The sequence below is a fragment of the Microcoleus sp. FACHB-831 genome (assembly GCF_014695585.1).
In the GTDB taxonomy this organism is placed as follows: Bacteria; Cyanobacteriota; Cyanobacteriia; order Cyanobacteriales; family FACHB-T130; genus FACHB-831.
The window spans coordinates 112,057-124,827 of the sequence record NZ_JACJON010000079.1 but is presented as its reverse complement, the minus strand read 5'-3'; the positions used below and the strand labels follow the sequence as shown (position 1 = coordinate 124,827).

Sequence of the window (12,771 nt, the reverse complement as noted above, 5' to 3'; positions counted from 1 at the left end):
GCCAGCTGAACGTAATGATTGATGCGATTAAAGAACTGCTAGGGATGTGCCGATGGTACTGTTGAGACTTGCCGCTTGACTTCTTATGGCACACCAAGCGACAGGGCAGCCCTAGAGGGTTCGGCGTACCAGTCAAGCGCTGAATTAAATGCTGCCCGATATTAAGTCTTGGGCGGATTCAGACAGGCGATCGCAGACGCTTAATAGAAGATCCTAATTTGTTTTGTAGGACATCATTAGCGTTGGCCTGAGTAGGATAATTAACAGCGTAAGGCTGGCGATCGCCCTTGACACCTTCCTAAAGGCAGAAGCTTTATAAGCATATAAGCATCGAACACAGGAGAGAACTTTGATTAGCACCAAGAATTTGAAAACCACCAAATCAGAAGAAATTTTCGCCGCCGCTCAGAAGCTCATGCCAGGAGGCGTCAGTTCCCCAGTGCGAGCCTTCAAATCTGTCGGCGGACAACCCATCGTCTTCGACCGCGTAAAAGGAGCGTATGTCTGGGATGTCGATGGCAACCAATATATCGACTACGTTGGCAGTTGGGGGCCAGCAATCTGCGGTCACGCCCATCCAGAAGTTATCAATGCGCTGCACGAAGCTCTAGAAAAAGGCACCAGCTTTGGCGCACCCTCATATTTAGAAAACGTCCTAGCTGAAATGGTGATTGACGCCGTTCCCAGCATTGAAATGGTGCGCTTTGTTAGTTCTGGAACAGAAGCTTGCATGGCAGTCATCCGCCTGATGCGAGCTTTCACAGGACGCGACAAAATCATCAAATTTTCAGGCTGCTATCACGGTCACGCCGATATGCTCTTGGTTCAGGCGGGTTCCGGCGTCGCCACGCTAGGCTTGCCCGACTCCCCCGGCGTACCCAAAGGAGTCACCGCCAACACTCTAACTGCACCCTACAACGATTTAGAAGCAGTCAAATCTCTATTTGAAGCCAACCCCGGTGAGATTGCTGGCGTAATGTTAGAGCCAGTCGTCGGCAATGCTGGGTTTATACCCCCCGATGGCGGTTTCCTCGAAGGCTTGCGAGTGATTACCCAAGAGCATGGCGCATTGCTAGTGTTTGACGAAGTAATGACAGGCTTCCGCATTGCTTACGGCGGTTGTCAGGAACGCTTTGGCGTCACCCCTGACTTGACGACACTGGGCAAAGTTATCGGCGGCGGTTTGCCAGTAGGCGCTTATGGCGGCAGACGGGAAATTATGTCGATGGTTGCACCCGCGGGACCAATGTATCAAGCTGGAACGCTTTCGGGCAATCCCCTAGCTATGACAGCAGGAATAAAGACGCTGGAATTGCTGCAAAAAGCAGGTACTTACGAGTATCTGGACAAGATTACGAAAAAGCTCAGCAATGGTTTGTTGCAAGTTGCTAAAGAAACTGGCCATGCAGCTTGTGGCGGTCAAATCAGCGGTATGTTTGGTTTGTTCTTCACAGCAGGGCCAGTTCGCAACTACGAAGACGCGAAAAAGTCTGATTCGAGCAAGTTCAGCCGCTTCCATCGCGGTATGTTGGAGCGCGGGATTTATCTTGCGCCTTCTCAGTTTGAAGCTGGGTTTACTTCTCTAGCTCACACCGAGGAAGATATTGACCGCACTTTGGCAGCTGCGCGAGAAGTTATGTCTAGCCTTTGATATCGCTAGGGCTGGCAATGAAGTAGCACGCTGTTAATAGGGTTGGATCGCTTGGGGAGCGATCGCCCTCGAACCATTTAATCGGCAAATGCATGGTACGTTTTTAGATCCGTTGACTTCCCCAGGAACTAAACTCGCGCCATGCATCCGCCAGATCTATACCCCAAACATCTACAAGAATTAGTTACAGGCAGCGGTATTGACCCCGCCTTAGCGCGGCTGAATTTCATCTCCCTTGAAGGAGATGCCCCTTACGAGTATTTGTTTATTTCCGATAGCCTCCCCCGCACTAATACCGGACAGGTTAGCAGTGGGTTGCTGCGTCGCTACGCTCATGTGGTTTCAGGAGGGTGGTGGTGTTCGGGGCTAGATCCGCTGAATAATTGGGGTTGGATGGAGTGGGGGTGCTATAAGCCAAACCATCCCAGGCAAGACAAAGACGGCAAGCAGATCAAGTACGAACATCCCCCCAGCACGCCTACAAGACTTTTTTGCCTGAGAGTTCCTCTCCATGTCTGGCAGCAAACGGCATTGCGCTACAGCGTGCCGATGCCAGAAAACATTGCGATCGCAGAAGATGGGGAAGCTGTTGGTTTTTGGCAGTGGGTGGTTGAACAAAAAATCCCTCTAATTATTTGCGAGGGAGCCAAGAAAGCAGCAGCTTTATTAAGCGTGGGATATGCAGCGATCGCTCTACCAGGAATTACTAGCGGCTACCGCGTAACTAGGGACTATTATGGCAAGGTTATCAGCCGACAGTTAATCCCAGATTTGGCAGCATTCGCGCAGCTAGAGGCTAAATTTTATATTTGCTTCGACTACGAAACTCAGCCAAAAACGATCGAGGCAGTTAATAACGCGATCGCGCAACTCGGTCAACTTTTAGAAGAAAAAGGTTGCCCAGTCAAAGTCATCAGACTTCCCGGCTTAGAAAAAGGTGTTGATGAATTTATCGTCGCTCAAGGTGCTGCTGCCTTCCATAGCGTCTACGAAACTAGCGCGGACTTAGAAAAAGATATTGCTAAAACCAAACCCCACACGGCACTAACCTACCCTCCTGCACGCATTCTCAACCGCCGCTACCTGGGAAAAATTCCTTTTCCGACATCTGGATTAATTGGCGTCAAGTCTGCTAAAGGAACTGGCAAAACTACAGCACTTTTAGAGTTAGTTAAAGAAGCTAAAAAAAGAGGTAAGCCTGTCTTGTTGCTGACGCATAGAATTCAGCTTGGACGGTTTTTGTGCGACAAAATTGGGGTGGACTGGATTAATAACAGACAAATAATTAATAGGAAAGTATCCAGCCAATTGCCTATTAGTAATTATCGTTCGCTGGGACTGTGCGTTGATTCAATTTGGAAGCTTAATCCTGAAGATTGGCAAGGTGCGATCGTTATTTTGGATGAAGTTGAGCAGTCCTTGTGGCATCTACTCAACAGCAGCACTTGTAAAGACAAGCGGGTGAAGATTTTGAGAGTTTTTCAGCAACTCATTTCTACCGTTTTGCAAACAGGAGGTATGGCGATCGCGCAAGATGCTGATTTATCAGATATTTCTTTAGATTACCTAAAGGGACTGGCTGGAATTCCCATCGATCCTTGGGTTGTAGTTAATGAGTGGAAACCGGAGATTGGTTGGGATATTACTTTCCACGATTCCTCAAACCCGACGCCGCTAATTCATCAGCTAGAACAAGATTTGATGGCAGGATTAAAATGCTATGTTACTACCGATAGCCGCTCGGGACGTTATAGTTCAGAGACTATAAATTCTTACATTAAACAGCGCCTCCAGCAATTCCAAAAACAATATCCCAAAACCCTACTTGTCAGCAGCCAGACAACAAGCACTCTCGATCATCAGGCAGCCAATTTTATTCAAGAGATCAACCATAAAGCGAAGGACTATGATGCAGTTTTTGTGACTCCTAGCCTTGGTACGGGAGTCAGTATTGATGTAGAACATTTCGATCGCGTTTACGGTATTTTTCAGGGAGTAATTCCGGATGCAGAAGCACGGCAAGCATTAGCTAGGGTACGTGCTGCTGTTCCACGAATTGTATGGTGTGCCAAGCGTGGGATTGGATTAATTGGCAGCGGCAGCACGAATTATCGCGTTTTATCTCATTGGTATCAAGAAAATCAGAAGGAAAATTTAGCTTTAATGAGTCCAATGCATACAGTTGATGTGGATTTGCCTTTAGTTTATGACCTTATCCACTTAAAAAGTTGGGCTAAATTAGGAGCTAGGGTAAACGCATCGCTTACTCTATATCGTCAATCAATGTTAGAAGGACTAAAGGCTGAAGGACATCAGGTGAATGCCGTTAGCGACGCTCCTCCAAGCGATCGCCTAACAATTTGCCGTCAGGCATTCTTAGCAACGGCTCCCGAACAGAGGGAAATTAGAATAAAGCTGGTGCGAGAAATTGTACAAATTCAAAATCAATTTGAAGAACAGAATAAAAAAACTAAACGCATAAGCAATCAAATTCTTAAAATTCGCAAGCAGATTGAGTTACAGGCAGCCTGGAATGTTGCCAATTCTGCCAATATTGATTCGCGACAATATCAAAAATTATTAGTTAAGCGATCGCTAACAGATGAAGAACGCAACAAAGTGAATAAATATATTCTCCAACAGCGTTATGGCGTAGAAGTAACTGCACAATTAAAGCAGCGCGATGACCGAGGATATTATTCCCAGCTTTTAACTCATTACTATTTGACACATGAAAGCGAGTATTTCAGCCTCAGAGATAAACAAGAATGGAACCAACAGTTGGAGAGGGGAGAAGGTAAAGTTTTTTTACCCGACGTAAAAACTTACACTCTCAAGGTTGAAGCACTAAGAGCCTTGGGAATGGTAGAGTTTCTCGATCAAAACCGAAAGTTTCAGGAAACTGACTTAGACTTAATTGAACTTAAAGCAAATGCCCTGCGGTGCAGCAAGCATATTAAGAGAGCTATTGGTATAAATATTCCCCCGGAAACAGACGAAACTCCCATTACTGCGATTAAAATTCTCAGCCAACTTCTAAATATTATGGGATTAAAATTAAAGCGGATTAAACAAACAAGTTGCGGCGATAAAAAATCTTCCTTATCTTGTTTGCTTTTAAGAAAAATAGAAAGTGGCGAAAGTAAAAGTAAAATTTATCAAATCGCTACCGAAAATTTCAATGATGGCAGGCAGGAAATTTTTGAATTTTGGCAGCAGCAAGATGCACGAAGTTGCCAAGTTGTTTCTCCAGTAGATTATATATCCCTAAAACTAGGAAGTATAAATCACAAGAATGAATTAATAGAAGTTTAAGCAACAATATCGTACTCTAATATGGAGAGATACCCTGTCATATTTATCAGGAGAATGGGGAAAAAAGGTGACAGAGATAACATTGGCAGGGCACTATCAAATCGTCAGACACTTGGGCGGCGGCGGCTTTGGTCAAACTTTTCTGGCTAAAGACAGCCATTTACCTGGCAGCCCCTTGTGTGTAGTCAAGCAACTTAAGCCTAGAGTAAGCGATCGCGCAGTGCTGGCAACTGCAAAACGCTTATTTGACCGAGAGGCGGAGACCTTATATAGATTGGGCGAACATAACCAAATTCCTCGATTGTTGGCTCACTTTGAGCAAGAGCAAGAGTTTTATTTAGTTCAAGAGTTTATTGAGGGTCAGCCTTTCGATGGAGAACTTGCTCAGAGTAATCAATTGAGCGAAGATCAAGCGATCGCGCTTTTGCAGGACATATTGCACGTATTGGCCTTTGTCCATCAACAAAATGTCATCCACCGCGATATAAAACCAGCCAATTTAATTAGACGCAGTAGAGATAACAAGATAGTCCTAATTGATTTTGGTGCAGTCAAAGAAGTTAGTAACAAAGCAGCAAATGTACTCCGACAATCGACTGTGACGGTTTCTATAGGTTCACCTGGCTATATGCCAAGCGAACAACAATCGGGCAATCCTCAGTTCAGCAGCGATATTTATGCAGTCGGAATAGTTTGCATTCAAGCTTTGACAGGCTTACGCCCTAGAGAAATACCGCGAGAGGCACAAACGGGCGAGTATAGTTGTACTTTGTTGAGCGATCGCGCCTCTATCAATGCTGCTTTAGCCGCAATCTTAGAAAAGATGGTACGCTACGATTATCGTCAGCGCTACCAAAACGCCACAGAAGCTCTGCAAGCAATTCAGCAACTAATAAGCCGAACTACACACAGCAGTTCTCAGGCAACAACTATTCTTCACGCAGCGCCAAATCCTAGTAATTGGAGTTTAGACGAGCCGCAAGGTCAAGTAAGTCTGGATTCTCCCTTTTACATCGAGCGCCCGCCCATAGAAGCTGACTGCTACGAAGCGATCTTTAAACCAGGATCGCTAATCAGAATAAAAGCTCCTCGTCAGATGGGCAAAACTTCGTTGATGTCGCGAATTCTAAATCATGCAGCCCAGCAAGGGCATGAGAAAGTCTTGCTAAACTTTCAGTCAGCGGATGCAGAATTCCTCACTAACCTGGAGCAATTTTTGCAGTGGTTTTGTGCCAGCATTACTTACGAATTGAATCTAGAGGATAAGCTAGAAACATATTGGAAAGGGGTTTTGGGTAGCAAGAATAAGTGTACAAACTATTTTCAAAGATACTTATTATCGCAAATTACCAGCCCGCTTGCCTTGGGTTTAGATGAAGTAGATCAAGTTTTCCAACATCCAGAAATTGCTACTGATTTTTTTGGACTTTTGCGCTCTTGGCACGAGCGGGCAAAGAATGAGCCAATTTGGAAAAAGCTCAAATTAATAATTGTGCATTCTAAAGAAGTTTACATTCCTTTGAACATCAATCAGTCTCCTTTCAATGTAGGCTTACCAATTGAATTGCCAGAACTAAACCAGCAACAGGTACAGGATTTAATAAAACGGCACGGTTTAGATTTGCCTAGCGAACAGCTAGAACAATTAATGGCGATGCTAGGGGGACATCCTTATTTGGTGCGGGTGGCTCTTTATGAAATTGCACGCAAGAGGATGACACTGGAACAATTGCTACAAGTGGCTCCTATGGAAGAAGGGCCGTATTACGATTATTTACGCCGTCACTTGCTAAATCTGGAAAATGATACAAGCTTGATTGTAGCTATTAAGCAAATAGTTGCAGCAAACCAACCTGTGCGGATAGAGACAGGCTTGGCATTTAAACTACGCAGTATGGGATTGGTGAAATTTCAGGGAAATGATGTAATGCCCTTGTGTAATTTGTATAGGCAATATTTCCGCGATCGCCTTGCCTGATTTTAATTTTAGATCGCATGGATAATCACAAATCATAAATTTTACGATGGAAAACACAGCCTACCATTATCAAGTAGGGGGAAGTCTCCCGGCTGATGCGCCAACTTATGTCAAGCGGAAAGCCGACATCGATCTTTATGAAGGCTTGAAAGCAGGTGAATTTTGTTATGTACTCAACTCCCGGCAAATGGGAAAATCCAGCTTGCGGATACAGACAATGCAGCGACTGCAAGCAGAAGGCATTGCTTGTGCTGCAATTGATATTACCGCAATTGGCACTTCTGATATTACCCCTGAGCAGTGGTATGCAGGAGTGATTGATAGCATCATTAGCAGCCTAAATTTATATGGAGAATTTGATTTAGAAAGCTGGTGGTATGAACATAAAACGATATCTTCTGTCCAGCGATTTAGCAAGTTCATTGAAGAAATTTTGCTAAATACGGTTAGCCAAAATATTATTATTTTTGTTGATGAAATTGACAGCGTTCTTAGCTTAAATTTCAATATTGATGATTTTTTTGCGGTTATCCGTGACTGCTATAACCGCCGTGCTGATAACCCTGAGTACCGACGAATTACATTTGTGTTAATTGGGGTAGCCACTCCCTCAGATTTAATAAAAGACAAGCGACGCACGCCGTTTAATATTGGAAAAGCGATCGCGCTAACTGGCTTTCAACTCGAAGAAGCCCAACCCTTAGCAGAAGGATTGGCCATTAATGTAGACAATCCGCATGAAGTTTTGAAGGAGGTGTTAGCTTGGACCGGCGGACAGCCTTTTCTTACCCAAAAACTGTGCAAAATTATACTTGAAAAAGCTGGAAAAAATCCTCAATCACAAATCCGAAATCAAAAATCAAAAATTGCTGATTGGGTTGAGGAATTAGTGCGATCGCGCATTATCGAAAACTGGGAAACAAATGATGAACCAGAGCATTTGAAGACAATACGCGATCGCCTTTTGAGTAATGAACAACGCGCAGGTAGGTTGTTGGGAATATATCAGCAAATTTTACAAAAATCAGCCATACAAAGTGAAGAAAGATCCGATCAGATGGAATTGCGGCTTACAGGATTAGTCGTAAAACACAAAAGGGAAATAATAGTTTACAACCGCATTTATGCCTCTGTGTTTAATCAAAACTGGGTTGAAAAGGCATTGGCAGATTTGCGACCATACGCCGAGACTTTGCAAACTTGGGTTGATTCCGGCTGTCAGGATGAGTCGCGCTTATTGCGGGGACAAGCATTGCGGGATGCTCAGACATGGAAAGCTGGTAAAAGTTTGAGCGATCGCGATTATCAATTCTTAGACGCCAGCTTTGAATTGGAAAAACGCCAAGTGCAACTGACGTTGGAGGCAGAAAAAGCGGCGAGTCTGATATTGGCTGAGGCGAATCAGACATTGACAGAGGCGAATCAAACATTAGCTCAAGCACAGCGCAAAGCCAAACGGAGAATTCGTATTGGTTCGTTTGTACTGGCGATCGCCATAGTTGCAGCAGCAACAATAGGACTGCTGGCACAGACTACAGTGAGGGAGGCCAAACAAAAGTTAAAAGAAACAGAAGTAGTGCTAAAAACTACTTCTTCAAACACACTGTTGATTTCAGATAGAGGGTTTGAGGCGCTACTCGAAGCATTAAGAGCGGCAAAACATCTGCAAGAATCAGAAAAATTACTTGGGACAAAACCCGATTTGCGGATGCGGGTGGTGGGTGCATTGGAGCAAGCAGTTTATGGAGCGAGTGAGCGCAATAGTCTGGAAAAGCATAGTGCTAGTGTTTATAGCTTCACTTTCAGCCCCAATGGCAAGACTGTCGCCTCTGGTAGCAATGATGGCACAATTAAACTCTGGAGCCTCGACGGTAGGGAAGTGCAAACTTTCACTGGTCATAAAGAAGGGGTCACTAGCGTCAGTTTCAGCCCCGATGGCAAGACCATCGCTAGTGCTAGTGCTGGTGCTGACAAGACAATAAAACTCTGGAGTCTCGACGGTAGGGAAATCCAAACTTTCACTGGTCATAAAGAAGCGGTCACAAGTGTCGATTTCAGCCCCGATGGCAAGACCATCGCTAGTGCTAGTTGGGACGGTACTATCAAACTCTGGAGTGTAGGCGGTAGGGAAATCCAAACTTTCACTGTTCATAAAGATGTTCGTAAAGATAGGGTCACTAGCGTCAGTTTCAGCCCTGACGGCAAGACCATTGCCAGTGCTAGTTGGGACGGCAAAATCAGGCTCTGGAGTCTCGACGGTAGGAAGCTGCAAACTTTCACTGGTCATACAGATATAGTCAACAGGGTTAGTTTCAGCCCCGATGGCAAGACAATTGCCACTGCTAGCGAAGATAAGACTATTAAACTCTGGAGCCTCGACGGGAGGAAACTGCAAACTTTCGCTGGTCATACAGAAGGGGTCAACAGCGTTAGTTTCAGCCCCGACGGCAAGACCCTCGTCAGTGCTAGTGCTGACAAGATAAAACTCTGGAGTCTCGACGGTAGGGAAGTGCAAACTTTCACTGGTCATAACACTGAGGTCTACAGCGCTAGTTTTAGCCCAGATGGCAAGACTTTAGCCAGTGCTAGTAGGGACGGTACAATCAAACTCTGGAGTTTGGACATTAGGAAACGGCAAACTTTGACTGGTCATGGAGATAGGGTCATGCGCGTCAGTTTCAGCCCCGATGGTAAGACAATTGCCACTGCTAGCGAGACTATTAAACTCTGGAGCCTCAACGGGAGGGAACTGCGAACTTTCAAAAATCCTAGCGCTGGTGTCACAAGCGTTAGCTTCAGCCCTGACGGTAAGACACTCACCACTGCTAGTTATGACTTTTCTAGGGATAAATCCGGCACAATAAAACTCTGGAGTTTTGACGGTAGGGAATTGCATACTTTCACTGGCGATGCAGACCGCGCGTACAGCGTTAGTTTCAGCCCTGACGGCAAGACCATCGCCGCAGTTGTCGATGACAATATCAAACTATGGAGCCTTGACGGTAAGGAACTGCAAACTTTCACGGGTCATAGCCTTGACGGTAAGGAACTGCAAACTTTCACGGGTCATAGCAGCTGGGTCCGTAGTGCTAGTTTCAGCCCTGACGGCAAGACCATTGCCAGTGGTAGTTTTGACGGCACAATTAAACTCTGGAGTCTGGACGGTAGGGAACTGCATACTTTTATCGAGCATAGCGGTGGGGTTACAAGTGTCAGTTTTAGCCCGGACGGCAAGACCCTCGCGAGTGCTAACCTTGACGATACAATCAAACTCTGGAATGTTAACGGCAGGAAACTGCATACTTTCAAAGGTCATAGACGTGCGGTCTGGAGTGTGAGTTTCAGTCCCGACGGGAACACTATAGCGAGTGCTAGTTTGGACGGCACAATTAAACTCTGGAGTCTGGACGGTAGGGAACTGCATACTTTCAAAGGTCATAGACGTGCGGTCTGGAGTGTGAGTTTCAGTCCCGACGGAAAGACCCTCGCCAGTGCTAGTGATGACAAGACAGTAATTTTGTGGAATTTGGATCTGGAAAGTCTACAGGCACTCGGTTGCAGTTGGGTGCGCGACTACCTGCAAAACAACCCTAAAGTTAGCGAGGGAGATAAGCAGCTGTGCGATCGCATTCCAAGCCAGAAGTGAAAGAGCGATCGCTTGTTTTCCTAGCTCGATTCTTTATATGGAAATCAAGAGCGATCGCTGCCACTACTTTGGCCTAAAAATGGGTGCTGGCAACAGCTAGCGATCGCTACAGCAGGAAGGGAATGCTGAGAACGCCCAAAACTATCACAATACCCGCCGTTACCCAAATTATGAGACGATTCGGCTGATAGTCGCTGCGCTCGATTTGCCAAAAGACTTGGTTGTAGCGCCACGCCGCTAAAGCAATTAGAACAATGCCGACAATTACCAGACTTATGCCAACACTCTGCGAGTTGAGGAGGGACTCCGAAGAGCTATCCTGGGGCGCGATCGCCGCTTGGAGTTGGCGCATAAATAAACCAAAACGAGCTATAGCAAACCCAAACCCAATCAGCGCAATAGAGGTACGCAACCAAGCCAGGAATGTGCGTTCGTTGGCTTGATGCTCTCGCTGGCGGTCAATTTTGGGCATCCGCTCATTGGACATCTAAATTAGCGCCAATCAATCAAAACTAGCGATAGTTAGTAAATTGCAAAGCAACGGGCAAATCTTCCTGCTTCAATCGCTGAATCACCTCTTGCAATTCATCTTTAGATTTAGCAGAAACGCGCACGGCATCACCTTGAATTGAGCCTTGCACTTTTTTAAATTCGTCCCGCATCAACTTAGTAATTTGTTTAGCAATTTCCTGGCTAATACCCTTACGAAGTTTGATTTCTTGACGGACGCGATTACCGCTAGCTGAGTCAACTTTGCCGTAGTCAAAGATTTTCAGCGATAGATTGCGTTTTGCTGTTTTAGTTTGCAGAATAGTGTGAACAGCATCAAGGGTGAATTCGCTATCCGTGTTAACAGTAATAGCTTCCTCGCCCAATTCCACAGTTGTTTTGGTATCTTTGAGGTCGTAGCGGCTGTTGATTTCCCGAACAGTTTGGTCTACAGCGTTCACCAATTCTTGGCGGTCAAAGTCGCTAACAATGTCAAATGAATATGTAGACGCCATAAAGAGTTGTGAGTGGATAAATTGCGATTGGTAATTGGGAATTGTTCGATTTTGGATTTTAGATTTTGGATTGGAGTTTTCTCCGATTAGCCATTACCTATTACCAATTACCCATTACCTAAAGAGCTATTAGCAGATAGGAGACTCAAGACAATGAGAGTACCAGAGCTAAGGGAGCCAATGCCGAACATGAGCGATCGCGCTATCGGCACATTTAATATATAAAATACCGAGTAGAGCAATCGGGCGACAACAAAAGCGATCGCAGCGATCGCCGCCACCGAGGAATCTTGATTCGTTACATAAGCCATCAGCGCCGCTGCTGCAAACACCATAAACGTTTCAAACGAATTTTGGTGCGCCCAAGTAGCACGTTGAGCATAAGCAGGCAGCTTCTCAAACATAGCGCGAGGGGCGGCGGTATCGTACCCAACCTGAGCGCGGGCGTATCCCACTACCAGAAAGGGTAAATAAATCAAGACAGCGGCGGCGGCTATGCAATCCAACAGAATAGCAGAGACGGGAAGAGTCATTTAGTCTTAATCAAAATAGAACAGAGTCACAACCTTGCGTTGATCTTCCGCATCCCGACAACTTTTTAGCAGGGTTTGGCTATCGTGAAACGCAAAGCAAATAAGCTGCTGACACCTAGACACGATCTCCTGATTGCACAATGCACTGGCTTCACCCAGAGTCAGGTTATCGTTTTCAGGACTTTCAACAAGGTGCATCACCTGTTGCAACTGTTCTTGGGATTCGCGTGGCTGACGATCCAGACTTTGGGGCAATATAACAGTTAGCAGGCTCGGATCTGCCCGCATTGCACCGCGAATAGCGGCAGAGTTAGTCCCAGTAGCGCCAGACGTAATAATACGATTGCCCGTTAAAACTAGGGCGTAGCTCATCATCTCAATCATCTGTTGATGAGTAATCGGAACGTGGCGCGAACCCAGCAAGGCAATCCGTTTGGAACCAGTTTGCTGGATAGAAGCCAGTTCTTGAGCTAATTCATCTACCTTGGGGATATTTATAGATTGACTCAAAGAAGGCATGATACCTGAACAACCCCGCTATTTTAGCTCATAGCGTGGGGTTAGGATTAGAGGAATGAGAGTTTTATTATTAACAGAAGATTTAGAGAGCGCGATCGCCATCCCGCTTGCACATCCAAGAAAAG

Annotated in this window: 8 protein-coding genes; 4 read left to right on the top strand and 4 right to left on the bottom strand. The window is 45.6% G+C overall.

Features of this window, described 5'->3' with window-relative positions:
* Positions 1-349: 349 nt before the first annotated feature.
* The 4 genes from hemL to H6F77_RS25825 all read left to right on the top strand — a co-directional run bounded on the left by hemL (position 350) and on the right by H6F77_RS25825 (position 10,590).
* Entirely contained in the window at positions 350-1,651 is a 1,302-nt protein-coding gene (gene hemL / locus H6F77_RS25840; RefSeq protein WP_190491786.1) for a glutamate-1-semialdehyde 2,1-aminomutase, read from the top strand.
* A 141-nt stretch (positions 1,652-1,792) separates the two neighbouring features.
* Positions 1,793-4,966, top strand: a complete 3,174-nt coding sequence (locus H6F77_RS25835) for a plasmid replication protein, CyRepA1 family (RefSeq protein ID WP_190491785.1) — start codon at positions 1,793-1,795, stop codon at positions 4,964-4,966.
* A 67-nt stretch (positions 4,967-5,033) separates the two neighbouring features.
* The gene (locus H6F77_RS25830; protein ID WP_309228923.1) at positions 5,034-6,944 is read left to right on the top strand and encodes an AAA-like domain-containing protein; all 1,911 of its coding nucleotides are present in this window, start codon (positions 5,034-5,036) and stop codon (positions 6,942-6,944) included.
* Positions 6,945-6,990: 46 nt separating this feature from the next.
* The gene (locus H6F77_RS25825; RefSeq protein WP_190491784.1) at positions 6,991-10,590 is read left to right on the top strand and encodes an AAA-like domain-containing protein; all 3,600 of its coding nucleotides are present in this window, start codon (positions 6,991-6,993) and stop codon (positions 10,588-10,590) included.
* Positions 10,591-10,696: 106 nt separating this feature from the next.
* Here the strand turns inward: H6F77_RS25825 and H6F77_RS25820 are convergent, their stop codons facing one another.
* The 4 genes from H6F77_RS25820 to H6F77_RS25805 form a co-directional block, all read right to left on the bottom strand.
* Positions 10,697-11,077 (bottom strand): YidH family protein, encoded by a 381-nt coding sequence (locus tag H6F77_RS25820; protein WP_309228922.1) that lies wholly within the window; start codon positions 11,075-11,077, stop codon positions 10,697-10,699.
* Positions 11,078-11,102: 25 nt separating this feature from the next.
* Positions 11,103-11,594: a YajQ family cyclic di-GMP-binding protein gene (locus H6F77_RS25815; protein ID WP_190491783.1), complete on the bottom strand. Its 492-nt coding sequence runs from the start codon at positions 11,592-11,594 to the stop codon at positions 11,103-11,105.
* Between the two features lie 107 nt (positions 11,595-11,701).
* The gene (locus H6F77_RS25810) at positions 11,702-12,127 is read right to left on the bottom strand and encodes an MAPEG family protein (protein WP_190491782.1); all 426 of its coding nucleotides are present in this window, start codon (positions 12,125-12,127) and stop codon (positions 11,702-11,704) included.
* Positions 12,128-12,133: 6 nt separating this feature from the next.
* Positions 12,134-12,637, bottom strand: coding sequence for a DNA-processing protein DprA (locus H6F77_RS25805; RefSeq protein ID WP_190491820.1), 504 nt, complete (start codon positions 12,635-12,637; stop codon positions 12,134-12,136).
* Between the last annotated feature and the right edge of the window lie 134 nt (positions 12,638-12,771).